The following is a 25385-nucleotide window of genomic DNA, read 5'->3' as shown; positions in this document are numbered from 1 at the left end:
GGTTGAGCCTTTCCGTCGTGGATCTCAGTGCTGGTAGCCGTAGACGCCGCGGGCCTGGTCGCGGACGAGGCGGCCCTTCTCCAGCTCGATGACGCGCTTGCGCATCTGGTCCACGATGTTCTGGTCGTGTGTGGCCATCACGACGGTCGTACCGGTGCGGTTGATCCGGTCGAGCAGCTTCATGATGCCGACGGAGGTCTGCGGGTCGAGGTTGCCGGTGGGCTCGTCGGCGATCAGCAGCTTGGGCCGGTTGACGAAGGCCCGCGCGATGGCCACGCGCTGCTGCTCACCGCCGGACAGCTCGCCGGGCATCCGGTCCTCCTTGCCGCCGAGGCCGACCAGCTCGAGCACCTGCGGCACGGACTTGCGGATCTCTCCGCGGGACTTGCCGATGACCTCCTGGGCGAAGGCCACGTTCTCGGCGACGGTCTTGTTCGGCAGCAGCCGGAAGTCCTGGAACACCGTCCCCAGCTGGCGGCGCATGTGCGGCACCTTCCAGTTGGAGAGGCGCGCGAGGTCCTTGCCCAGGACGTACACCTGCCCGTGGCTGGCCCGCTCCTCGCGGAGGATCAGCCGCAGGAAGGTGGACTTTCCGGAGCCGGAGGACCCCACGAGGAACACGAACTCGCCCTTCTCGACCTCCAGGGAGACGTCCCTGAGGGCCGGGCGGGTCTGCTTGGGGTAGACCTTGGAGACATTGTCGAATCGGATCACGGATGCACCACGGGTCGCCGGGGGTAGATGAGCGTGACCATACGCGAACCGGGTAGGTGACCGCAGTCACCGGTCACGGTTGCGCGCGGGTTGTGCGCATTTATACCGAGGGTGAGTGGATTCCGTTTCATGGGGGCGCGAGGAACCGCGCGACCAGCCCACGACGGCCCGCAGCCCCGCGACGACGGAATCCACCCCCTGTAGGCGCCCGCTCACCCTCCGGAGGAACCGCGCACCCTTCGGAGGAACCTGGCACAGTGGAGGGGGAACGTTCGCACCCTCGCGAGCGTTCTCCAGGAAAGAACCGGCACAAGGAGGGCGAGCACATGACGTACGACCGGCTGGTGTGCGCGAACTGTGCCGCGCCCGTCAGCGAGGGCCGCTGCCCCGTGTGCCGGGCCAGCCGTGAGCGGCTCCAGCAGGAGAACCCGCTGGCGGCCCTGACCCCCATGACCCTGATCGCCCTGCTGGCGGTGCTGATCGCCGCGGTGGCACTGCTGGCGCACCAGACGGCGTGACGCGAAAGGGCCCGGAGCACACGCTCCGGGCCCTTTCGGCTACCGTCGGCCGGCCGATCAGGCAGCCGCACCGCCACGGCCGCCCATGAGGCGCGGCAGCACGCGGAAGCCGATACCACCGGCGATCATCGTCGCGGCGCCGACCAGCAGGAACGTGGTCTGCGCGGCACCGGTCTCGGCGAGCTCCTCGCCGCCGCCCTGGGCCGTGGTGTCGGCCGGGGTGTCGGAGCCGGTGTCGGTCAGGGCCGAGGAGCCGGCGCCCTGGGCGGAGTCGTTGGAGCCGCCGTCGGGGTTGGCGTTGTTGCCGCCGCCGTTGCCGCCGCCGTTCCCGTTGCCGCCACCGTTGCCGTTGCCGGGGTTGCTCGGCTCGACCGGGTCCTCCGGCTCGGTCGGGTCCTCGGTCGGGTCAACCGGCGGCTCCTCCGTCGGAGGCTCCTCGGTCGGGGGCTCCTCGGTGGGCGGCTCCTCCGTCGGAGGCAGCTCCGTCGGCGGGAGCTCGGTGGGAACCTCGCTCGGGATCGGCTCGCTCGGCTCCGGGTCGGGGCTCGGCGTCTCGCACCCGATCCCGAGGAACCCGCAGTCCTCCGACTCGGCGGCGGAAGCGGCACCCGCGGCGGTCAGCGAGGCACCGGCGGCGATCACGGCGCCTGCCACGATGCGCGCGACACGGATCCGCGTCTTGTTGGTCATGTGGTTGCTACCCCCAGTAGCTGATCGTCAGTGAGGCGGCGCTCGGGGCCGTGATCAACGGAGATAGCTGTGATGAAGCCCCCCGGTTCACATGCGCCCCAGAGATACGCATGCCGCGCTTTACCCTTCCGATTTTTCAAAGCAACGTCAAGGCCGTTGCGTTGCGCAATGTCCGCTTGTACTGCGCTTTGCGGGGGATGGCAGCTGTGAGTGTGATGTAAAACCCGGACAAACGACAACCGCCCCCGAATCGGGGGCGGTTGACTTTATCGACAAACTTACTTTTCCTGCTGCTTGCGCCAGCGAATCCCGGCCTCCAGGAAGCCGTCGATCTCACCGTTGAACACGGCCTCGGGGTTGCCGACTTCGTATTCCGTGCGCAGGTCCTTGACCATCTGGTACGGGTGCAGGACGTACGAACGCATCTGGTTGCCCCAGGAGTTGCCGCCGTCGCCCTTGAGGGCGTCCATCTTGGCCTGCTCCTCCTGGCGGCGCCGCTCCAGCAGCTTGGCCTGGAGGACGTTCATGGCGGTGGCCTTGTTCTGGATCTGCGACCGCTCGTTCTGGCAGGAGACGACGATGCCGGTCGGGATGTGCGTGATGCGCACCGCGGAGTCGGTGGTGTTCACGCCCTGGCCGCCGGGGCCGGAGGACCGGTAGACGTCGATGCGCAGGTCCGACTCGTCGATGTCGACGTGGTCGGACTGCTCGACGACCGGCAGCACCTCGACACCGGCGAAGGACGTCTGGCGCCGGCCCTGGTTGTCGAAGGGCGAGATGCGCACCAGGCGGTGGGTGCCCTGCTCGACGGAGAGGGTGCCGTAGGCGTACGGCGCCTGCACGGCGAAGGTGGTCGACTTGATGCCGGCCTCCTCGGCGTACGACGTCTCGATCAGCTCGGTCTTGTAGCCCCGCTGCTCGGCCCAGCGCAGGTACATCCGCTGGAGCTTCTCGGCGAAGTCGGCGGCGTCGACGCCGCCCGCCTCGGCGCGGATGTTGACGAGCGCCTCACGGGAGTCGTACTCGCCGGAGAGCAGCGTCCGCACCTCCATCTCGTCCAGCGCCTTCTTGACGGCGGCGAGCTCGGACTCGGCCTCGGCACGGGTGTCCGGGTCGTCCTCCTCCTCGGCCATCTCGAAGAGCACGGCGAGATCGTCGATCCGCGAGCGCAGGGCCTCGGCCTTCCTCACCTCCGCCTGGAGGTGGGAGAGCTTGCTGGTGATCTTCTGCGCCTCATCCGGGTTGTCCCACAGGGACGGCGCGGCCGCCTGCTCCTCGAGCACGGCGATGTCTGCCCTCATCTTGTCAAGGTCCAGAACGGCCTCGATCGACTCCATGGTCGAGGAGAGGGACTTGAGCTCTTCGGATACATCGACGACTGCCACGCTCCCAGCGTAACGGCTCCGCCGGTTTGCCAGTGCCGTGCGTGAGGTCGGTTGTGACGTACCCGGGCTCGGTGCGGGCCGCGCCGGGGGCCGCCGCCCCCGGACCCCCGCTTCGGCCTGGACGGCCTCGTCCTCAAGCGCCGGACGGGCTGGATTGCCGTACCGCCGCGTCCTCCTCAGGGCATCTCAGGCGCCGAGTTCCCCGAGTCCTGGGGTGTGCCGCCCGGCTCGTCGTCCGAGGTGGCGAGCCAGGCGCCCATGCCGATGGCCGCGGCCAGGGCCACCGCGGCGGCGCCGAGGGTGAGGCGGCGCCGGCGGGTGGCGGCGCGGTTGCGGGCCGAGCCGGGGCGGGGGGCTCCGGCGGCGCGGGGGGCGCGGGCGGTGCCGTGGGCGCCGCCGGCCAGCTCGTCGGGGGCGGGGACCCGCATGGAGGTGTGGGTGTCCCGGTTGGAGTCGGGGGTGGCGCCGGGGACCAGGGAGACCGCGCCCCGGCGCTGCCGTGCCGGGGGCCTGGGAGCGCCCGGCGCGGGGCCGGGGGCCTCGTCGGCGGGCTCGGCGGCGTCGACGTCCGGCTCGTCCACGTCCAGCGGCGGCATCCCGGCGAGCGTGGGCAGCTGCTCGCGCAGGCGGGCGGCCAGCTCGGAGGCGCGCAGGCGGGAGGCGGGGGCCTTGGCGAGGCACTGCACGATGAGCTGCCACAGCTCCTCGGGGATGCCGGGGAGCGGGACCACCGTCTCGGTGACGTGGCGGCGCAGCACCGCGCCCGGATGGCCGCCGCCGAACGGGGTGAAGCCGGCCAGCAGCTCGTAGAGGACGGTGGCGAGGGCGTAGATGTCGACGGACGCGCGCGGCGGCAGGCCTTCGACGATCTCGGGGGCCAGGTAGTCGGGGGTGCCGATGACCTTGGTGGCGCGGGTGCGCTGCGGGGTGTCGATCAGCTTGGCGATGCCGAAGTCGGTGAGCAGGGCGCGGTGCGCGCCGCCTGGTCCGAGCGGGCTCTGCATGTCGAGCAGGATGTTCTCCGGCTTGACGTCGCGGTGCACGACCCCGGCCGCGTGCGCCGCCGCGAGGCCGTCGGCCACGTCGGCGACGATCGCGACGGCCGCCTCGGGGGCGAGCCGCCGGTCGCGCTCCAGCCGGGTGCGCAGGTCGGTGCCGCGGACCAGGTCCATGACGAGCGCGAGGTCGTTGCCGTCGACCACCAGGTCACGGACGGAGACCACGTTCGGGTGGTCGAGCCCGAGCAGGGCGGTCCGCTCCTGGACGAAGCGTCCGACGAGTTCCTGGTCGGATGCCAGATCCTCGCGCAGCAGCTTGATGGCGACGGGGCCCTCGGGTCCCTCGCCCAGCCACACCGTGCCGGCGCTGCCCCGTCCCAGGATCTGGTTCGCGGTGTACCGGCTGCCGATCTTCCGTGCCAAGACTGCTCCTACAGACGCGTGTTGTCGCTAAAACTACGCGTCCGGGGAGCCGGCCTTCACCGGGGAGGCGGAAATCACCCCCGAGTATCGACAAAGCGACAGGCTCGTCGCTTCCCGCGCCGGGCTCGTCACCGGCTTCGCCGGGCCGGTTACTGACCGGTCCCGGTGCCGGTGCCGGTGCCGGATCCGGAGCCCGAGCCGACGAGGTCGCCGATCCAGTCGGCCGCCGAGCCCACCCAGTCGGTGAGCTGGTCCCAGTAGCCCTTGCCGGTGCCGATCCAGTCCTGGAGCGGGCTCAGCTCCCAGATCAGCCAGCCGGCCACGAACAGGATGACGATCGTGAACAGGCAGCCCTTCAGGCAGCCGAGGCCCGGGATGCGCATCGGGTTGGCGCTGCGCTGACGCGGCGGGCGCGGCTCCCGCGCGGGGCGCTGCGGCTCCGGCGGGGCGGGCGGGGCGTACCGCTGGGGCTGTTGCGGCTGCTGGGGCTGCGGTGTGCGGCGCGGCGCGTACGGCTGCGGTTGGTGCTGCTGCTGTTGCTGCTGGGGGTAGCCGTAGCCGGGCGGCGGGCCCTGCTGGTGCCGGGGCTGCGGGCGCTGCTGGGGCTGGGGCGGCTGCTGCGGGCGGGCGACCTGCCGCTGGGGGCGGCGGCGCAGCGGGTCCTCGCTGGGGTCGAGGTACTGGATCTGCGTCTGCTCGTTGCGGTCCCGCGCGGCGCGGAGCTGGGTCTGCCAGGGGTGCTCGCCCTGCTGACCGGGGTCCTGTCCCTGCTGTCCGGCCTGGTGCGGGGGCACCGGAGGCATGACGGCCGTCGGGTCGGCGGCCCCGGTGTTGGGGAGGACGGCGGTGGGGTCGGCGGCGCCGGCCGGGCCGCCGGTGTGCGGGAGCACGCTGGTCGCGGCGTTCGGGTCGTAGGCGCCCTGCGGGGAGCCGTGCGGGAGCACCTGGGTCGGGTCCGCGGCGCCCGGGGTGCCGGGCACCGCCGTGGGCGCCGGGTCGGGGGCGAGCAGCGCGCCGACGTTCTCGGCGGCGGCGATCTGCGCGGAGTTCGCGTGCACGCCGACGCCCTCGGCGACGACCCGAAGGGCGCGCGCGAGGTTCTCGGCACTGGGGCGCTCGTCGGGGTTCTTGCGCAGGCAGCGTTCGATGACCGTCCACAGCGGTTCGGGGACGGTGGAGGGGCGGCGCGGCTCGGCGCTCAGATGCTGGTGCAGCACCTCGAGGGCGGAGCTGCCGGAGAACGGGGGACGGCCGGTGACCAGCTCGTAGAGGAGGATGCCGGCGCCGTAGATGTCCACCGCGGAGGTCTGCGGGCGGCCTTCGGCGGATTCGGGCGCCACGTACGCGGGCGTGCCGACGAACTCGTGGGTGCGGGTGAGGCCGGGTGAGTCGGCGAGGCGGGCGATGCCGAAGTCGGTCAGCATCGGGTGCATCTGGCCGCCGTTCTGCCGCAGCAGGACGTTCGCCGGCTTCAGGTCGCGGTGGACGACGCCGTCCGCGTGGCTGGCGGCGAGGGCGTCGGCGATCTGGGCGGTGAGCAGGGCCGCGGCGACCGGTGTGAAGGGGCCGTTCTCGCGCAGATAACGGTGCAGGTCGGGGCCGTCGACGAGGTCCATGACGAGGGCGAGCAGATCGCCCTCGACGACCAGGTCGCGCACCCGGACGATGTTGGGATGGGTCAGCCGGAGCAGCACGGAGCGCTCCCGCAGGAACCGCATCACGACATCGGCGTCGTTCGCCAGCTCCTCCTTGAGGACCTTGATGGCGACGGTCTCGCCGGGCTGTCCGGGCACGGCCGCCTCGGCGCCCGCGGTCTCCCGCTGGCGGGCTCGCCAGACGGTGCCCGTGGCGCCGCGTCCGAGCGGCTCCTCGAGCAGGTACTTGCTGCCGACTGGCCGCACGTCACGCGCTCCCTAGCTGCTTGCCTTGCCTGTGTGTCTGTCCGTGTGTCGTTCCGAACCACTGTAGTGCCGAGGTGTGACAGCCGGGCTGTCGTCCTTCTGTGGCTCTGCCTGTGACTCTTCCTGTGGCTCTTACGTCGCCGGTCCCGTACACGTTCGGCATACGTTTCGCAGGAAAGACGCTCGCCTCGGTCTCCAGGTTGCCGAAAGCGGACGTGACCGATCTCAAGCGGTCGCCGGTACCGCCCCTGGCAGGCACTTCTGCGGGCAGAGCCGACCAATCAAGATCACTTGTTCCGGAGCGGCGGGCGCGTTGTCGGTGACAGGTGCGAGGATGCGTGCAGTTACTGGCCGACGTGCTCGTGTGGGGTGGGGGACCCTCCGCGCCCGCGCAGAAGGGACCGCTGACGGCGATGCAGATCCGGCTGACCGTCGTAGACCCGCTGGGCCCGCCCTCGGCTGAGGCGCGAGGCCGCGCCGCGAGCCGCGACGTGCTGGTCACCGCGCCCGCGGGCACCGCCCTCTCGGCGGTCGCCTCGGCGCTGGCCTCGGCGGTCACCGGCGACGCCGCCCAGCCGGGACCGGTGGTGCTGTACGCCGGTGCGGAGCGCCTCGACGACCGCCGCTGCACGCTCGGCGAGCCCCCGCTGCTGGACGGCGCCGTGCTCTCCCTGGGCGCGCCCGCCGACCCCGAGCCGCATCCCGAGGTCGAGGACGCCCCGGCCCGCCTCGACGTGGTCGCGGGGCCCGACGCGGGCGGGGTCCACCTGCTGCACGGCGGCCGGATCGAGATCGGCCGCTCCGCCGACGCCGACGTCCCGCTCGACGACCCGGACGTCTCCCGCCTGCACTGCGCGGTGACCCTGTCGCCCGACGGCCGCGTCACCGTCGCCGACCTCGGCTCCACCAACGGCACCACCCTCGACGGCACCCGCGTGGGCGCCCGCCCGGTGCGGTTCACGCCGGGCGCACTGCTGCGCCTCGGCGAGTCCGCCCTGCGCCTCGCCCCCGCCGGGGGACCGGGAGCCCCGCGCGGCACCACTCCGGACGGGGAGGGATACGTCCGGGTGGCCCCGGCGTCCGCGCCCGCGACGCCCGCGTCCGCCGGCCTGCCGGAGGCCCCGGAAACCCACACCCGCGCGGACGCCCCCGACCCGGCCGCCGAACAGCGCCCGGGCGGTGGCCCGTCGGCCGCCCAGGACCACGCCCCCGCCGAGCCGCCCGTACGGCCACCGGTCGTACCGGGGCAGGCCGGGGCGCCGGGTGTCGAGCGAGGTGGGTGGACTCCGGGGGGCGGGGAGGCCGTCCGGGGCCGAGGCATGGGTCGGGGCGGACAGGTGCCGCAGGGCGGAGGGACGCCCCCGGGCGGACGAGCCGAGCCGGAGGGCGGCGGACGGGCGCAGCGGGGTGACTGGGCCGGTCCGGGCGGGCACGCCGGTCGTACGACGGCGCCCGGTTCCCGGCTCGTGCCGCCCGCGGCCCAGCCGCCCGTCGGCGGCGGGACCCACGGCGGCCGGCAGGGCGTGCTCGGCCTCGACGGCACACCGACCGCGCACGGCGGCGGGCCGTCCCACGACTCCGGCGCGCAGCGGTCGCCGCAGGCCGGGCGCAGGCGCGGAGGCATCGGCGCCTGGGCGCGCCGGCTGACCGGCGGACGCGGCGAGTCGGCGGCGACGGCGGGCCCGACGGCGTACGACGACGAAGCGGCCGGTACGCCGCTGCCGGCCCCGGCTGCCGGCCCCCGCCTGCCCGAGACGTGGCCCGACCCGGCCGCCCTGCTGCTGACCGCTCTCGGCCCCGGGCCCCGGCTGTGGGAGCGCGGGCCGGGACACCCGGAGGCGCTGACCGTACGGCTCGGCACGGCCGACCGCGCGGCACCCGACGGCTCCGGACTGCTGCCCGCCGTACCCGTGACCGCGAACCTGCGCGAGGCGGGCGCGCTCGGCCTGGCCGGACCGCGCCCGCGGCTCGCCGGGGTGGCCCGCGCGGTGCTGGCGCAGCTGGCCGCGCTGCACTCCCCCGCGACGCTGGAGATCGTCCTGATCAGCACCGACCACTCGCGGTCGGTGGCCGACCGGACCGCCGAGTGGTCTTGGCTGGGCTGGCTGCCGCACGTCCGCCCCGGCCACAACCAGGACTGCCGCCTCCTCCTCGCGTACGACCGTGAGCAGGCGGCGACCCGCACCGACGAACTCCTCCGCCGTCTGAACGACCACCTCGCCGACCACACGCCCGCCCCGCAACCGCCCCCGGTACCCGCCGACTCGGGTCAGGGCGGCGGTGGCGCCCCGGGCGCCCCCCGCGCGGCCACGCACTACGCGACGGGTGATCCCCGCATAGCGGTGCAGGGCCTGCCGACGGGTCCCCGCGCGGGCAGCGGCTCGCCCCACCCGGCAGCCGGCAGTGGCGCGGCAGCGCACCGCCCCGCAGCCGCCGACGGGGCCGTCCCGGCCGACCGGGGGCGTGCCGAGGCACAAGCCGACGCGAACGGCGCCGCGGTGACGCACGGCCTGCCGGGCGGAACCGGTGCCGGTGCCGCTGGCGGGGCGGGTTCCGGTGCCGGTGCCGGTGCAGCAGCGCACACCCAGACGGGCGGCAGCCAAGCGGCGGCGCCCGCCCCGGCAGGCGACCCCCGCGCGGCAGCGCGACACCTGCCGGGCGACCCCCGCGCGGGCAGCGGTCGTCCCCTCGCGGCGGCCCCCGCCGTACAGGGCCCCGCGGCGCCGCACACCCTCCCGACCCCCACCGCTCCCGGCGCGTCGGGGCCGGCGGCGGCCCACAACCCCACGGGCGCTCCCCGCGCGGCGGCGCAGGCCCAGCCCCCCACCGCCGGCGCCCCGCGCAGCGGTGGACAGCGGCGGCCCTCCTGGGCGCGGCAGGGAGGTTCCGAGGGGGACTCTCCGGGGTCGTACACGGTCGTCGTCGTGGACGGTGACCCGGGCAGTGCCGGGCTGCGGGACGCGATCGCGCGGCTGGCGGCGGAGGGGCCGGCGGCCGGGATCCATGTGGTGTGCCTCGCGGAGACGGACCCCGCGTCGCCCGCCTCGCCGGTGACGGAGACGTACGAGGCGGCCTGCGCGGCGGTGCCGGTGTTCCGCGAGTGCGGCGCGGTGGCGCTGCTCAGCGGGGACGTGGCGACGGCGCTGCGGCTGCTGCGGGTGGCCCCGGCGGGGCCGGTCGGGCACGGCACGATGGCGACCGTCGACGCGGTCTCCCCGGCCTGGGCGGAACGGTTCGCGCGGGCGCTGGCCCCGCTGCGGCCGGACGGCAGCGGCGCCGAGCGGCAGGCGCGCGTGTCCGCCCCGCTGCCGCAGTCGGCCCGGCTGCTGGACGAGCTGGGGCTGGCCCGGGCCACCCCGGCGTCGCTGATGGCCCGCTGGGCGGACGCGGCCGACGACGCACGCGCGCTCGGCGGACGGGCGTGGGCGGTGCTGGGCGCCGGTCCGCGCGGGCCGGTCTGCGTGGACCTCGCGGCGGACGGCCCGCATCTGCTGATCGAGGGCCCGGCGGGCAGCGGACGCACCGAGCTGCTGCGCGCGATCGTCGCCTCGCTGGCCGCCGCCGAGCGCCCCGACCGGCTGGGCATCGTGCTGATGGACGGCCGGGACAGCGTGGGCACGGGCGCGGCGCACGGCGACGGTCTGCGCGTGTGCACGGACGTACCGCACGTCACCACCCACCTCACCGCCAACGACCCCGTCCGCATGCGGGAGTTCGCGCAGTCGCTGAGCGCCGAGCTGAAGCGGCGGTCGGAGCTGCTGGGCCGTTCGGACTTCACCGAGTGGCACACCGGCCGGGAGCTGGCGGGCCGGATGGTCGCCCAGCGTTCCGCGTCGGGACACACGGCGGGCCAGACGACGCGCCCCACGTCGGGACCCACGATGGGACCGGCGACGCGACCGACCACGGGGCCGACGACTGGACCGGCGACGGCGGGACCGGCCCCCGCTCAGCCCGCGCCGAAGCCGGGCCAGGTCCCGGGACAGGCCACGGGCCAGGTCCCGGGACAGGCCACGGCACCCGCCCACACCGGCGCCGCCGATCTCGACGCCCCGCCCAGTTCCACCCTGCGTCTGCGCCCGGGCCGCGCCCGCCGCAACGCGGAGGTCGCGCCGCCGCTGCCGCGGCTCGTCGTGGTCGTCGACGATCTCGACGCGCTGGTCTCGCCCGCGCTCGGCTCCCCGGGCCGCCCCGCGGCCGGGTCGGTCGTACGGGCCCTGGAGGCGGTGGCCCGGGACGGCGAGCGGCTGGGCGTGCACCTGGTCGCGGCGGCGGGTCCGGGCGGTCGTACGGCCGAGTCGGAGGCGGCGCGGCGGGCACGGCTGCGGATCGTGCTGGACGCGCCGGCGGCGGGCCCGGACGAGCCGGCGCCGGGGCGTGGCCGGCTGACCGGCGCGGACGGGAAGGTGACGCCGTTCCAGGGCGGCCGGGTCACGGGGCGCATCCCGCGCACGGCGACCCTGCGGCCGACGGTCGTCCCGCTGGACTGGCACCGCATGGGCGACCCGCCGGCCCGTCGCCCGGTGCGTGAGCTGGGCAACGGGCCGACGGATCTCGCGCTGCTGGCGAGCGCGCTGGAGCGGGCGGCCCGGGAGGTGTCGGCGACGGAGGTGCCGTCCCTGCTCTGACGGCCCGCCGGCGCCCTTGCCCGCCCGCCGCGCCCTGTCCGCCCACCGCGCCCTTGCCCGCCCACCGCGCCCTGTCCGCCCAGGCGCCTGTACGCCCAGACCCCTGTGTGTCCAAGCGGTCCAGTACGCCCAGGGGTCTCGTACGCCCAGACGGGCCCCGTACGCCCATGCGGGCCCTGTACGCCCAGGCGGCCCCGTACGCCCAGGCGGCCCGTACGCCCAGGCGGCGGCACGGCCCCCGCACGCCCAGCCCCGCCCCCGCACCCGGGCCTCTCCCGGCACCGGCACACCCCCACCCGAGTCACAGCGCGGTCACGATCACCCCCCTGAGCGTGTTCGCGCCCTTGCCGACCCCGGTCACCAGGCGTAGACCAGTGCTCACCGGAGCATACGGATCAACGCTGGACGTTCGACGAGGAACGAAGAACGGGGCCGTGATGCACAGCGAGAGCAGCACCAGCCGGACGACGACACGCAGGGCGGCGCGGGTCGCCGCAGCCCTCCTCGCGGGAGCGCTCACACTCACCGCGTGTGGCGGCGACGACGAGAAGGACAGCCCGACCGAGGGCGGAGGCGACTCCACCGAGACCACCGCCACCGTCCAACTCCCCAAGCTCGACGGCGAGTCCCTGGAGGTGGCCGCCGTCTGGACCGGCCCGGAGCAGGCCAACTTCAAGAAGGTGCTGGCGGAGTTCGAGAAGCGCACGGGCGCGAAGGTCACCTTCGTCCCGGCGCAGGACCCGATCATCAACTTCCTCGGCTCGAAGATCGCCGGCGGTCAGCCGCCGGACATCGCGATGCTGCCGCAGCCCGGCGCGATCAAGCAGGCCGTGGAGAAGGGCTGGGCGAAGCCGCTGGGCGCCGAGGCGCAGGCGGAGCTGGAGAAGAACTTCTCGCCGGGCTGGCAGGAGATCGGCCAGGTCGACGGCAAGCAGTACGGCGTCTACTACAAGGCCGCCAACAAGTCCCTGATCTGGTACAACACGCAGGTCTTCGAGAACGCGGGCGCCAAGGAGCCCAAGACCTGGGACGAGTTGCTGACCACCGCGCAGACCATCTACGACTCCGGTGTCACACCGTTCTCCGTCGGCGGCGCCGACGGCTGGACGCTGACCGACTGGTTCGAGAACGTCTACCTCTCGCAGGCGGGCCCGGAGAAGTACGACCAGCTGGCCAAGCACGAGATCAAGTGGACGGACCCCTCCGTGAAGGAGGCGCTGACCACGCTCGCGCAGATCTGGGGCAAGCAGGACTACCTCGCGGGCGGCGCGAGCGGCGCGCTGCAGACCGAGTTCCCGGCGTCCGTCACGCAGACCTTCACCGGCGGCGACCAGCCGAAGGCGGGCATGGTCTACGAGGGCGACTTCGTGCAGGTGAACATCGCGGAGACCGACGCGAAGGTCGGCACGGACGCGAAGGTGTTCCCGTTCCCGGCGGTCGGTGACACCGCGCCCGTGGTCTCCGGCGGTGACGCGGCGGTGATCCTTGAGGACTCGAAGGCCGCGCAGGCCCTGGCGACCTTCCTGGCCTCCCCGGACGCGGCGACGATCCAGGCGAAGCTCGGCGGCTACCTGTCGCCGAACAAGAACGTCGACCCGAAGGCCTACCCGAACGCGGTGCAGCAGGAGATGGCGAAGGCGCTGATCGCGGCCGGTGACGACTTCCGCTTCGACATGTCCGACCAGGCTCCGCAGGCCTTCGGCGGCACGCCCGGCAAGGGCGAGTGGAAGGCGTTGCAGGACTTCCTGAAGAACCCGAAGGACGTCGCGGGCACCCAGCGCAGGCTGGAGGCCGACGCTGCCGCGGCGTACGGGAACTGAGCCGGCGATGACGTCGCCGGCACCGTCGGCGGGGGTCCCCGGGGCCCCCGCCGCACCGTCCAAGCGCAAGAGCGTGACCGGCACCCGCACCACCATCGCGGCGCTGTTCCTGCTGCCCGCGCTGGTGCTGCTCGGCGCGCTCGTGGTCTACCCGATCGGGTACTCGGTCGTCCGCAGCTTCTACGACCAGTCCGGCGACGGTTTCGCCGGATTCGACAACTACCAGGCCCTGTTCACCGACGACGGCATCCGCACCGCGTTGAAGAACAACGTCATCTGGGTGGTGTTCGCGCCGACCGTGGCGACCGCGCTCGGTCTGATCTTCGCGGTGCTGACCGAACGGGTGCGCTGGGGCACCGCGTTCAAGCTGGTCGTCTTCATGCCGATGGCGATCTCGATGCTGGCCGCGGGCATCATCTTCCGGCTGGTCTACGACCAGGACCCGGACAAGGGCATCGCGAACGCGGTCTGGGTGGGCGTGCACGACACGTTCGCCCAGTCGTCGGCGTTCCCGAAGGCGCATCCGGGGCGCCAGTCGCCGTTGGAGGCGGCCGGCGGGGGCGCGTTCGTCACGAAGGAGCCGGTCCGCCCGGGTGAGCCGGTGGCGCTGCCGCTGGTGGGTGTGGCGCCGGATCTGATGCCGGACGACGCGAAGCCCGCCGCGAAGCCTCCGGCCGACCCCGGGAAGATCACCGGCACCACGTGGCAGGACTTCACCCGCGGCAAGGGCGTGGGCACCCTGAACGCGCCCGACGCGTCCGAGGTCGGCTACGCCGGGATGCGGATCGAGGCGGTCAAGGACGGCAGGGTGGTCGCCTCCACCACGGCCGCCGGTGACGGCACGTTCACGCTGCCCGCCTCCGCCGAGGGGGCGCTGCTGCGGCTGCCCGCGGACAACTTCAAGGAGCCGTACAACGGGCTGGACTGGCTCGGCCCGTCCCTCGTGACGCCCGCCATCATCGGGTCGTACATCTGGATGTGGGCCGGGTTCGCGATGGTGCTGATCGCGGCCGGTCTGGCCGGGGTGCCGCGGGAGCTGCTGGAGGCGGCGCGGGTGGACGGCGCCACCGAGTGGCAGGTGTTCCGGAGGGTCACCGTGCCGCTGCTCGCGCCCGTCCTCGCGGTCGTCACCGTGACGCTGATGATCAACGTGCTGAAGGTGTTCGACCTGGTCTTCATCATCGCCCCGGGCTCCTCGCAGGACGACGCGAACGTGCTCGCCCTGGAGCTGTACCGCAAGGGCTTCGCCGAGGACCAGCCGGGCATCGCCAGCGCGATCGCGGTGTTCCTGCTGCTGCTGGTGATCCCGGTGATGTGGTTCAACGTCCGGCGGCTCAGGCGGGAGGTACGGCGATGACGGCGACGACCAAGCTGTCCGGGCGGCCGACGACCAAGCTGCCCGCGCCGCCACGGCAGTCGCTCGGCGCGCGGCTGGTGGAGAAGCTGAGCGGCGGCGCCGTACGCGTCTTCCTGATCGTGGTGGGCCTGTTCTGGCTGGTGCCGACCATCGGTCTGCTGCTGTCCTCGCTGCGCAGCCCGCGGGACATGAACGAGAGCGGCTGGTGGACGGTGTTCACCGAGCCCGCCCAGCTGACCGTCGACAGCTACGAGAGGCTGCTGGAGAACGGCGACATCACCGACTCCCTCGTCAACACGGTGCTGATCACAGTGCCGGCGACGGTGCTGGTCGTGGTGATCGGCGCGCTGGCGGGCTACGCGTTCGCGTGGATGGAGTTCCCGGGCCGCGACTGGTGGTTCCTGACCGTGGTGGGGCTACTCGTGGTGCCGGTGCAGGTGGCGCTGATCCCGATCGCCGAACTGTTCGGCAACATCGGGCTGTTCGGTTCCATCCTGGGCGTGATCCTCTTCCACGTCGGGTTCGGTCTGCCGTTCGCGGTGTTCCTGCTGCGGAACTTCTTCGCGGAGATCCCCCGCGAGCTGCTGGAGGCGGCCCGTCTCGACGGTGCGGGCGAACTGCGGCTGTTCGCGCGGGTGGTGATGCCGCTGGGCGGGCCCGCGATCGCCAGCCTCGGCATCTTCCAGTTCCTGTGGGTGTGGAACGACATGCTGGTGGCGCTGGTGTTCACGGACGCCGGCAGCCAGCCGATCACGGTCGCGCTCCAGACACAGGTACGGCAGTTCGGCAACAACATCGACGTGCTGGCGCCCGGCGCGTTCATCTCGATGGTGGTGCCGCTGGCCGTGTTCTTCGCGTTCCAGCGGCAGTTCGTGTCGGGCGTGATGGCGGGGGCCGTCAAGTAGCCCTGTGCGCAGGGCGTTTCACCGGGGCGGGCCGGGGTCACCGGCCCGCCCCTTCGCGTTCACCGCGATTCCCCCACATGCCGTACGGACCGTAACTCCGGGGCGTCGGCGGCCGTTCCCGGGCAGAGCGCCCGAGCAGACCCGCCGACCCTTGGATGTCCCCTTGCCCAGGTTCAGTGTCATCGTCCCCGCGTACCAGGTTCAGGCGTACCTCCACGAGTGCCTGGAATCGGTGCTCACGCAGTCGTACCCCGATCTCGAACTGATCGCGGTGGACGACTGCTCGCCGGACGCCTGCGGCGAGATCATCGACGAGTTCGCGGCCCGCGATCCGCGGGTGAAGGCCGTCCACCTGCCGGAGAACGGCGGTCTCGGCCCCGCCCGCAACGCCGGGATGGCCGAGGCGAGCGGCGACTACCTGATCTTCCTGGACTCGGACGACACCCTCACCCCGGACGCCCTGCGCGCCATCGCCGACCGGCTGAAGGAGACCGGCGAACCGGACGTGCTGGTCTACGACTACGCGCGCACGTACTGGACCGGCGAGGCGATCCGCAACAAGGCCGCCGCCCAGCTCACCGAGCAGGGCCCGGCCCCGTTCCGGCTCGAGGACCGGCCGGGTCTGCTGCGGCTGCTGATGGTGGCCTGGAACAAGGCGTACCGGCGGGAGTTCGTCGAACGCGAGGGCTTCGCCTTCCCGCCCGGCTACTACGAGGACACGCCCTGGACGTATCCGGTGATGCTGGTGGCGGAGACGATCGCCACCCTCGACCGGGTCTGTGTGCACTACCGGCAGCGGCGGCGCGGCAACATTTTGTCCACGACCAGCGACAAGCACTTCGACATCTTCGAGCAGTACGACCGGGTGTTCGCCTTCGTCGAGGAGCGGCCCGAACTGGCCCGGTGGCGCCCGCTGCTGTTCCGCCGCATGGTCGACCATCTGACGCTGGTGTACCGCAAGCCGGACCGGCTGCCGCGCGGCAGCCGCGCCGCGTTCCTGCGCCGGGCCCGCGCCCACTACCGCCGCTACCGGCCCCCCAAGCGCTCGGCTGCGCTCGCGCAGGAAGGCACCCCCATCGGCGCCTCGGTGTCGCGGCGCGTCCGTCTGCGGCACGTGTTCGTTCGGTTCGGCGCGCACCGGTCCTTCCGCGCCCTGCACCTCGTGCTCGCCGCCCGCCGCCGGGCCCGCCTCGTCGCCCGGGGCCTGGCCCGCGCCGTCCGCGCCGGCGCGCTGCGGCTGCACTACCGGATCCAGCTCCGGCTGCCCCTGAAGTGCCACCGGGCCGTCTTCGCCGCCTCCTGGGGCGGCGGCCACGGCTGCAACCCGGGCGCGCTGGAGGCCGCGGTCCGCGCGCACGCCCCGCACATCCGCACCGCGTGGATCGCCCGCCCGGAGCACCGGCACACCGTCCCGGCCGGCACCCGCGCCCTCACCCCGGGCACCGCCGCGTACTGGACGGCGCTGGCCCGTTCCAAGTACCTGGTCAACAACGTCAACTTCGACGACCGGCTGGTCAAGCGCCCCGGTCAGGTCTTCGTGCAGACCCAGCACGGCACCCCGCTGAAGCACATGGGCCTCGACCTCCAGGAACGCCCGGCGGCGGCCCGCGACCTGGACTTCGCCCGGCTGCTGCGCGGCGTCGACCAGTGGGACTACGTGCTGTCCGCGAACCGCCACACCACGCTGACCTGGGAGCGCGTCTACCCCGGCCGGTACACGACGCTGGAGTACGGCTACCCCCGCAACGACGTCTTCCAGCAGGCGACCTCGGCGGACGTGGCCCGGCTGCGGGAGGCGCTGGGCATCCCGGAGGGCACGGTGGTGATCCTGTACGCGCCGACCCACCGCGACCACCGCCGCACTCAGCGCACCGCCCTGGACCTGGACCGCGTGGTGCGCCGCCTGGGCCCGCGCTTCATGGTGCTGGCCCGCGCGCACGCCCGGCACGGCGGTCCGCTGGCCGCGACGAACGGCCGGGTCGTCGACGTGACCGGCCACCCGAGCGTGGAGGAGCTGTGCCTGGCCTCGGACGCCCTGGTCACGGACTACTCGTCGATCATGTTCGACTACGCCAACCTGGACCGCCCGATCGTGATCCACAGCCCGGACGACGACTGGGCGGCGTACCAGGCGGCCCGCGGCACCTACTTCGACCTGCGCGCGTTCCCACCGGGCGCCCTCGCGCGCAGCGAGGACGAGCTGATCGACATCTTCGCCACCGGGCACTGGCGCGGCTCCCGCTCCACCCAGCTGCGCACCGCGTTCCGGGAGCGTTTCTGCCCGTACGACGACGGGCGGGCCGCCGAGCGGGTCGTGCGGCATGTGCTGCTCGGGGAGGGTCCGGAGGCGATTCCGCCGGTGATCCCACTCGCCGAGCGCCACCCGGTGCCGTCTGCCGCCGCCGCGCAGCCGCGCACCCCGCTGGCCACCGTTCCGCAACCTTCTGGTCCGCTCACCGTCACCGACGGCCGCCACTGACCGTTCACCTTCCGGGAGTTCACATGCCCCGCAGTTCGTCGCGGCCGACCCCCACTCGGCCGTCCACGTGGCGGCCGGCGGGGCGGCCCGGCCGTTCCTCACACGGTCCGAGGCGCGGGCCTCCCGTCTGACCCGGACCGGCACAACCACGGAAAGAGCAGAATGCCCCGCTTCAGCATCATCGTCCCGTCCCACGGGGTCGCGGGCCGGCTGGCCCAGGCGCTGGACTCGGTCCTCGCACAGTCCTTCGGCGACTTCGAGCTGATCCCGGTGTGCGACGGGCCCGGCTCCCCCGCGGCGGACGTCGCCGCCGCACACGCCGAGCGGGACTCCCGGGTGGCCCCGGTCCACTCCCCGCCGTCGGCCGGGCTGGCCGGGGCGCGCGGAGCCGGGATGCGGGCGGCGACCGGCGCGTATCTGCTGTTCCTCGACGGCGACGACATTCTGCTGCCGGGCGCCCTGGCCACGCTGGACGCGCGGCTGGCGAAGACCGGCGACCTGGACGTGCTGCTCTTCGGCTACGAGCGGACCCCCTGGTGGGAGGGCGAGCCCACCCAGCCGGCGGCGCCGCTGCTCGCCCAGGCCCCGTCCGGCGGCGTCTTCCACCCCGACCGGGCGCCGCAGCTCACCGGCGTCCAGCTCCCCGCGTGGTCCGCGGCCTACCGACGGGCCTTCCTCAGCGAGTGGAAGATCGCCTTCCCCGAGGGGCACTACACGGACATCGGTTTCGGCGCGGCGGTGATCGCGCGGGCGGAGCGGGTCGCTGTGCTGCGCGAGCCGGTCGTACGGCATCACATGCGGCGGCAGGGAAACCGGCTGCATCTGCCCGGTGAGCACCATGTGGAACTCCTCGACCAGGCCGAGCGCGCCCTGGCACTGGTCCCCGAGCTGCCCGCCGAGAGGGCGCACGCCCTGTTCGACCAGCTCTTCGCCGCGGTGCTGCGGACGGCCGGGCACCCCCGCCGGCTGCCGCCCCGCAGCCGCCGCGCCTTCTTCCGCCGGGCGAGCAGGCTGTACCGGCGCCACCGCCCGGCCGGGCATCGCACCCCCGGCGGCAGCCTGGGCGTCCAGCACCGGCTGCTGGCGACCGGCGCGTACACGGCGTTCCGCGTGCTGCGCGACGCGAAGGAGTCGGCGGTGCGGGCCGGGGAGCGGCTGCCGCAGCCGCGCGGACTGCGCACCCGGCTGTTCTACCGGCGCCGGCTGCGCCGCCCGCTGGACCCCCATCTCGCGGTGTACTGCGCGTACTGGGGCCGCGGTTACGCCTGCAACCCGGCCGCGATCCACGCCAAGGCCCGCGAACTCGCCCCGCACATCCGGTCCGTGTTCCTGGTGGAGCCCGGCCAGGCGCACACCGTGCCCAAGGACGTCGACCACGCGGTGATCGGCAGCCGCCGCTACTGGGAGGTGCTGGCCCGCGCCAAGTACCTCGTGAACAACGCCAACTTCGCCGAGGGCGTCGTCAAACGGCCGGGCAGCGTGCACGTGCAGACCCAGCACGGCACCCCGCTGAAGAAGATGGGCATCGACCAGTCGACGTATCCGGTGGTGGCCGCGCAGACCGGCAGCTTCGCCAAGCTGCTGGGCCGGGTCGACCGCTGGGACTACAACCTCTCCTCCAACAGCCACTCCACCCAGATGTGGGAGCGCGCCTTCCCCGGGGCGTACGAGCAGCTCGAGTACGGCTATCCGCGCAACGACGTGTACTACACGGCGACCGCCGCCGACGTGGCCCGGGTGCGCGCCGAACTGGGCGTGCCCGAGGGCAAGACGGCGGTGCTGTACGCGCCCACGCACCGCGACTGGCACACCGGTTTCGAGACCGGCCTCGATCTGGAGGCGTTCTGCGAGGAGGCCGGCGACGACGTCGTCGTCCTGCTGCGCGCCCACTACTTCTACGACCGGGGCCGCTCGGAGGCGTCCGGCCGGATCATCGACGTCACCTCGCACCGCTCCTCCGAGGACGTCTGCCTGGCCGCCGACGCGCTGGTCACCGACTACTCGTCGATCATGTTCGACTACGCCAACCTGGACCGGCCGATCGTCGTGTACGCCGACGACTGGGACGTCTACCGCGAGACGCGGGGCGTGTACTTCGACCTGATGCACTCCCCGCCGGGGCCGGTCGCGCACACCCCCGAGGAGCTGGCGCGGATCTTCCGCGACGGCTCGTACGCGGGCGAGGAGTCGCGGGCGCTGCGGGCCGCCTTCCGGGAGCGGTTCTGCGAGTTCGACGACGGACGGGCCGCCGAGCGGGTGGTGCGCCGGGTGTTCCTCGGTGAGCCGCCGGAGGCGATCCCACCGGTGATCCCGCTCGCCGAGCGCATCCCCGCCCCCGCCGCGACGACCCTCGTGAGGAGCTGACGTGCCCCGCTTCAGCATCATCCTTCCCTGCTTCAAGGTGCAGGGTTTCCTGCGCGAATGCCTCGACTCGGTCCTGGAGCAGTCGTTCGGCGACCTGGAGGTGATCGCCGTGGACGACTGCTCGCCGGACGGCTGCGGCGCGATCCTCGACGAGTACGCGGCCCGCGACCCGCGCGTGAAAGCCGTCCACCTGCCGGAGAACGTCGGTCTCGGCCGGGCCCGCAACGCGGGGATGCCGCACGCCACCGGCGACTACCTGTTCTTCCTCGACAGCGACGACAGCCTCACCCCGGGCGCGCTGCGCGCGATGGCCGACCGGCTGGCCGAGGCCGGCGACCCGGACGTGCTGATCTTCGACTACGTCCGCACCTACTGGTGGGGCGGCACCCGCCGCAACGTGCTGGCGCCCGTGCTGGGCGAGGCAGCCGGCGCGGGCGTCTTCAGCGCCGCCGAGCGGCCCGAGGTGCTGGACCTGCTGATGGTGGTGTGGAACAAGATCTACCGCCGGGACTTCGTGGAGCGGCACGGCTTCGCGTTCCCGCCCGGCTACTACGAGGACACGCCGTGGACGTTCCCGGTGATGCTCAGCGCGGAGCGGATGGCGGCGCTGGACCGGGTGTGCGTCGAGTACCGGCAGCGCCGCCAGGGCAACATCCTGTCCACCACCAGCCGCAAGCACTTCGACATCCACGAGCAGTACGAGCGGGTGTTCGCCTTCGTCGAGGCCCATCCGGAGCTGCACTCCTGGCGGGGCTTCCTGCACGCGAAGATGGCCGAGCACTGCCTGGACATCCTGTCCAAGCCGGACCGGCTGCCGCCGTCGGACAAGGGCGAGTTCTTCCGCCGTACGGCCGAGATGTTCCGCGCGCACAAGCCGGAGGGCGCCACGGTCGCCGAGGAGCACCGGGTGCTGGAGCGCGGCTACGCCGGCTATGTGGCGCGGCGGCAGGCGGAACGGGCCGGGCGGCTGCTGGAGCGGCGGGCCCAGCGGGTGCGCGCGGCGGCGGCCGGCGGGGTGCGCCGGGCGCGCGGCGCGGTGCTGCTGAGGCGCCCGCTGGACCCGAACCTCGTTGTGTACTCGGCGTTCTCGCACCGGGGCGTGCTCGGCGACCCGGCGGCGATCCACCGGGCGGCCCGGGAGGTCGCGCCGCAGCTGCGCGGGGTGTGGGTGGTGAAGGACGAGGAGACGGCCGCGCTGCTGCCGCCTGACGTGGAGCACGTGGTGCTCGGCTCGGCCGCCTATGAGCGGGTCACCGCGCGGGCCACGTACTTCGTCAACAACGTCAACTGGCCCGGCGGGCTCACCAAACGGCCCGGCACCGTCCACATCCACACCCATCAGGGCACGCCGCTGAAGTACATGGGCGCCGATCTGCTGGGCAAGCCGGGTGCGCGGCTCGGGTTCGACGTGCCGAAGATGCTGTGGCGCGCCGACCGCTGGGACTACAGTCTGGTCGCCAACCGCCACTCGGAGCTGGCGTGGGAGCGGGCGTTCCCCTGCCACTTCACCTCGCTGCGCTCCGGCAGCCCCCGCAACGACGTGCTGGTGAACGCGGGCCCGGAGGCGGGGGCGGCGACCCGGGCGCGCCTGGGCGTCCCGGACGGGAACACGGTCGTGCTGTACGCGCCGACCCGCCGCGAGTACCGGCGCGGCGGACACGTCGACCGGATCGACCTGGCCCGGTTCGCGGAGGATCTGGGCGAGGACCACACCCTGGTGGTGCGGCTGCACCCGTCGCTCGCCACCGGTCACGCGCGCGGGATGGGCCTGACGGATCTGCACCGGCGGGGCGTGCTGATCGACGCCACCGACGAGCCGCACGTGGAGGAGCTGATGCTCGCATCCGACGTGCTGGTCACCGACTACTCCGCCCTGATGTTCGACTACGCCAACCTGGACCGGCCGATCGTGATCCACGCCGACGACTGGACGGCGTACGCGGCGAGCCGCGGCGTCTACTTCGACATCACCGCCGACCCGCCGGGCCATGTGTCGCGCTCCTACCGTGAGCTGGCGTGGCTGTTCGCGTCGGGGACGTGGCGGGACCAGGACGCGCAGCGGCTGCGGGCCGGGTTCCGGGAGCGGTTCTGCGAGTTCGACGACGGTCACGCCGCCGAGCGGGTGGTGCGGACGCTGATGCTGGGCGAGGAGGCGTGGACGCCGGAGCCGGTCGCGCTGCCGGCCCCGGCCGCCGCCGATCACGACGTGCTGACCGCGTCGTGATGCCCCGCCCGCGCCCGCGCACCTGGCGTCCGCGCACCTGGGTGCTGGTCCTGGCCGCGGTGTTCGCCGTGCTCCAGCTGGCGAACGTCACCGGCCGGGACACTCCGGACACCAAGAACTACCTGTCGTACGCGCTGAGTCTGCGCGGTGACTCCAAGCGGGAGGCCGCCGCGGCGACGATCGACTACGTGTGCACGGGTCGGGCCGCGCTCGCCCACCGCAACCAGAACGTGCACGTGGTCCGCTTCCACCGCCCCGATCCGGCGCCGCGGGTGAAGCGGGAGTGCGGCGCGGACGAGTGGCGGGTGGTGGACCGGCGGCTGCGGGCGGGGCAGACCGGCGGGCACACCGTGCCGTACATGCCGGAGCGGTTCATGCGGATCTTCGAGGCGCGGCCCGGGTATCCGGTGGTGCTGCTGCCGTTCGTGACCGTGTTCGGCGTGGTGTGGGGCGTGTGGGCGGCGAGTGTGGTGATCGCGGTCGCGGGCGGGGTGCTGGTCTTCCTGGTGCTGCGGACGCTGCGCGTGCCGGTGCCGCTGTGTCTGACCGGGCAGGGCCTGTACTACGTCCTGCCGGTCGGCACGACCGCGATGCGGCCCATGACGGAGGGCCTGATGCTGGCGCTGACGCTGGCGGCGGTGTGGGGGTGCGCGCTGGTCCTGGACGGGCGGCGGTCCCGGGCCGGGCTCGCGCTGATCGGCGGGTCGCTCGCGGCGCTGTTCACCGTCAAGCACTCGCAGGCGCTGTTCCTCGGGGTGTGTCTGGCGGCGGCGGGCACGCTGATCGCCGTACGGCGGTGGCGGCGGGGCCGGCCGCCGGGGCGCGGGGTGCTCGCGGTGGCGGGCACCGGGATCGCGGCGGCGGTGCTGACGGTGGTGCTGGCGAAGCTGCTCGGGTATCCGTCGACCGAGGACAGCGTGCAGGATCTGCTCACCCATCATTTCGCGCGGCCCGACCGGGCCGATCCCTGGCCGGAGTTCCTCCAGTTGCAGGGGAACTTCTGGATGGAGTGGCTGCGCCGGCAGATGTGGCAGCCGCTGTTCCTGGCGGCGCTGGCCGCGGGGGCGTGGGGGGCGGCGCGGCGGCCCGCGTTCGGGGTGTTCCTGGCGGCGGCGGCGTTCACCGGGATCCTCACCCAGGCCGGGCATCCGGACATCAACATCTGGGGCGAGCGGCTGATCGTGCTGGCGTGGCTGCTGCCGGTGGTGGGGGTGCCGCTGCTGCTGGACGCGGTGGTGCGGCGGCCGGTCGCCCTGCCGGCGCAGGGTCACTCCGAACGGGCTCACTCGATGCGGTGAGGTGAGGTCATGGCGTTGACCTCGCCGGGAACATACGGCAAATGCCTCGAATGCTTACCCTCCCCGCGGATCGATGAGCGCCCAGGTCCTCGTACGGCGGCCCCCGCGCGGTGCGACGGCGCTGCGCGGCCGGGTCTGGCGGCCCACCCCCTTCCAGGTCTTCGGCTTTCTGTTCTGGCTGGTGATGTGCCTGGCGTACTGGCGGGTGCCGCTGTGCTGTGACGCCGGGCAGCACGCCGCCGTCGTCGAACGCCTGCGGGCCGACCTGCTGCACCCGCGCCACCCCACGGCGGACCTGCCGGGCGCGGGCAGTCCCTACTACTCGCCCTACGCCGTCCTCCAGGGCGCGTTCGCCCGGCTGGCCGGGCTGAGCGGCTGGGAGGTGGTGCGGCTGGCCGGTCCGGTGAACCTGCTGGTGCTGCTGACCGGCCTGAACCGTTTCGTGCGGGTGCTGACGCCCCGGCCGTGGGCGCCGGTGCTGGCGCTGGCCGCGATGACGCTGCTGTGGGGGGTGGAGCGGGCCTGGTGGAGCGGCTGGCTGTCGCTGATGTCGATGACCGGAACGCTGCCCTATCCGTCGGCGCTCGCCATCGGGCTCACCTTCTGGGCGTGGACCTGGACCGGGACGCGGGCGCGGGACGGGCGGCCGGTGCGGTTCGTGGGGCCGGGCGGGCTGCCGAGCTGGACCGGTTACGCGGGGCTGGGCGCGGTGTACGGGCTGATCCTGCTGGTGCACCCGATCACGTCGGTGGCGGCGGTGCTGGGCGCGGTGGCGCTGGTGGCGGGGTGGCAGCGCGGATGGCGGCCCGCGGTGGCCGGCCGGTGGGCGCTGGCGGGGGGCGCGGCGCTGCTGGTCGGCGCGGTCTGGCCGTACTTCGACGTCTTCGCGCTCACCGGGGACACCAGCGTCGACGCCATGCACCGGCGGCTGTACCTGGATCTCGGCGGGCGGTTCGGGCTGGCGCTGCTCGGGCTGCCCGCGCTGTGGCTGCGGGCGCGGCGGGAGTCCTGGCGCGATCCGCTGGTGCTGATGTTCGCGCTGGAGGTGGCGGTGGTGGCGTACGGCTGGTTCAGCGGCCACTACACCTACGGGCGGATCCTCGGGCTGACCCTGGTGCCGCTCCAGTTCGCGCTGGCCGTCGAGCTGGCGGCGCCCCGGCCGTGGCCGGTGTGGCGGCGGGCGCTGGCGGTGGTGGCGGCGGGGGCGGCCTGCGTGGCGTTCCTCGCCGTGCACGCGGGGGCGGTGGTGCCGCGCTCGCTGGACCCGGTCGGCTTCGCGCAGCCGCCGCGCTGGCCGTCGTACGGCTGGGCCGCCGAGTACATCGAACCCGGCGAGGTGGTGATCACCGACGGCTACTACGCGGTGCACGCCATCGCCGGGCACGGTCCGAACCTCGCGGCGCCGACCTGGCCGGACGCGGCGGTGGACGAGCGGGAGCGGCTGCGGCGGGTCGCCGCCGTACAGGCCTATCTCGACCCGGCGTCGACCCCCGCCGAGCGCGCGGCGATCGCCCGCCGCTACGCCGTGCGCTGGCTGCTGCTGACCCGCTGGCGCCAGGTGCCCGAGGAGGCGGTCGTCGTGGCGTGGAGCAGTCGCACGGGGGAGGTGCTGGCGCGGCTGCCCGAGTGACGGGCGCCGCGCCGGGGGGTGTGCGCCGGGGTGTGCCGGGGGTGCCGGGGG

15 protein-coding genes are annotated in these 25385 nt (G+C 73.7%); 10 read left to right on the top strand and 5 right to left on the bottom strand.

What is annotated here, in order from left to right; all coding sequences use genetic code 11:
- Nucleotides 1-24: 24 nt before the first annotated feature.
- A complete protein-coding gene (gene ftsE, locus ACIG0D_RS00230; RefSeq protein ID WP_365759457.1) occupies nucleotides 25-714 on the bottom strand; it encodes a cell division ATP-binding protein FtsE in 690 nt (229 codons plus the stop codon).
- Between the two features lie 326 nt (nucleotides 715-1040).
- On the opposite strand from ftsE, the gene ACIG0D_RS00225 reads away from it, so the two are divergent.
- Complete coding sequence (locus tag ACIG0D_RS00225) at nucleotides 1041-1232, top strand: hypothetical protein (protein WP_365759455.1); 192 nt, start codon at nucleotides 1041-1043, stop codon at nucleotides 1230-1232.
- Nucleotides 1233-1289: 57 nt separating this feature from the next.
- On the opposite strand, the gene ACIG0D_RS00220 is transcribed toward ACIG0D_RS00225, so the two are convergent.
- The 4 genes from ACIG0D_RS00220 to ACIG0D_RS00205 form a co-directional block, all read right to left on the bottom strand.
- Nucleotides 1290-1922, bottom strand: coding sequence for an LPXTG cell wall anchor domain-containing protein (locus ACIG0D_RS00220; RefSeq protein WP_399795351.1), 633 nt, complete (start codon nucleotides 1920-1922; stop codon nucleotides 1290-1292).
- Nucleotides 1923-2200: 278 nt separating this feature from the next.
- Complete coding sequence (gene prfB, locus ACIG0D_RS00215) at nucleotides 2201-3307, bottom strand: peptide chain release factor 2 (RefSeq protein WP_165999270.1); 1107 nt, start codon at nucleotides 3305-3307, stop codon at nucleotides 2201-2203.
- Between the two features lie 176 nt (nucleotides 3308-3483).
- Nucleotides 3484-4728, bottom strand: coding sequence for a serine/threonine-protein kinase (locus ACIG0D_RS00210; protein WP_399795350.1), 1245 nt, complete (start codon nucleotides 4726-4728; stop codon nucleotides 3484-3486).
- Between the two features lie 149 nt (nucleotides 4729-4877).
- A complete protein-coding gene (locus ACIG0D_RS00205) occupies nucleotides 4878-6629 on the bottom strand; it encodes a serine/threonine-protein kinase (RefSeq protein ID WP_399795349.1) in 1752 nt (583 codons plus the stop codon).
- A 413-nt stretch (nucleotides 6630-7042) separates the two neighbouring features.
- Between ACIG0D_RS00205 and ACIG0D_RS00200 the strand changes: the two genes are divergently transcribed.
- The 9 genes from ACIG0D_RS00200 to ACIG0D_RS00160 all read left to right on the top strand — a co-directional run bounded on the left by ACIG0D_RS00200 (nucleotide 7043) and on the right by ACIG0D_RS00160 (nucleotide 25334).
- Complete coding sequence (locus ACIG0D_RS00200; RefSeq protein ID WP_399796325.1) at nucleotides 7043-11257, top strand: FHA domain-containing protein; 4215 nt, start codon at nucleotides 7043-7045, stop codon at nucleotides 11255-11257.
- A gap of 437 nt (nucleotides 11258-11694) precedes the next feature.
- Nucleotides 11695-13077 (top strand): ABC transporter substrate-binding protein, encoded by a 1383-nt coding sequence (locus tag ACIG0D_RS00195; RefSeq protein ID WP_399795348.1) that lies wholly within the window; start codon nucleotides 11695-11697, stop codon nucleotides 13075-13077.
- A gap of 73 nt (nucleotides 13078-13150) precedes the next feature.
- A complete protein-coding gene (locus ACIG0D_RS00190) occupies nucleotides 13151-14434 on the top strand; it encodes a carbohydrate ABC transporter permease (RefSeq protein ID WP_399796324.1) in 1284 nt (427 codons plus the stop codon).
- On the top strand, nucleotides 14431-15339 hold the full coding sequence (locus ACIG0D_RS00185; protein ID WP_399795347.1) for a carbohydrate ABC transporter permease: 909 nt from the start codon (nucleotides 14431-14433) through the stop codon (nucleotides 15337-15339). Before ACIG0D_RS00190 ends, ACIG0D_RS00185 begins: the two co-directional genes overlap by 4 nt.
- A gap of 163 nt (nucleotides 15340-15502) precedes the next feature.
- Nucleotides 15503-17818, top strand: a complete 2316-nt coding sequence (locus tag ACIG0D_RS00180; protein ID WP_399795346.1) for a CDP-glycerol glycerophosphotransferase family protein — start codon at nucleotides 15503-15505, stop codon at nucleotides 17816-17818.
- A gap of 162 nt (nucleotides 17819-17980) precedes the next feature.
- Nucleotides 17981-20182: a CDP-glycerol glycerophosphotransferase family protein gene (locus tag ACIG0D_RS00175; RefSeq protein ID WP_399795345.1), complete on the top strand. Its 2202-nt coding sequence runs from the start codon at nucleotides 17981-17983 to the stop codon at nucleotides 20180-20182.
- A 1-nt stretch (nucleotide 20183) separates the two neighbouring features.
- Nucleotides 20184-22406 carry a CDP-glycerol glycerophosphotransferase family protein gene (locus ACIG0D_RS00170; RefSeq protein WP_399795344.1) on the top strand — a complete coding sequence of 741 codons (2223 nt, stop codon included), beginning with the start codon at nucleotides 20184-20186 and terminating at the stop codon, nucleotides 22404-22406.
- Nucleotides 22406-23704: a hypothetical protein gene (locus tag ACIG0D_RS00165; protein ID WP_399795343.1), complete on the top strand. Its 1299-nt coding sequence runs from the start codon at nucleotides 22406-22408 to the stop codon at nucleotides 23702-23704. Before ACIG0D_RS00170 ends, ACIG0D_RS00165 begins: the two co-directional genes overlap by 1 nt.
- A 73-nt stretch (nucleotides 23705-23777) precedes the next feature.
- A complete protein-coding gene (locus ACIG0D_RS00160; protein WP_399795342.1) occupies nucleotides 23778-25334 on the top strand; it encodes a hypothetical protein in 1557 nt (518 codons plus the stop codon).
- The last annotated feature ends 51 nt before the right edge of the window (nucleotides 25335-25385 follow it).

It is taken from the genome of Streptomyces sp. NPDC052773 (assembly GCF_044547145.1).
Classification (GTDB): Bacteria; Actinomycetota; Actinomycetes; order Streptomycetales; family Streptomycetaceae; genus Streptomyces.
Note: the sequence above shows the minus strand (reverse complement) of the source record. Positions and strands in the feature narration are given on the sequence as shown.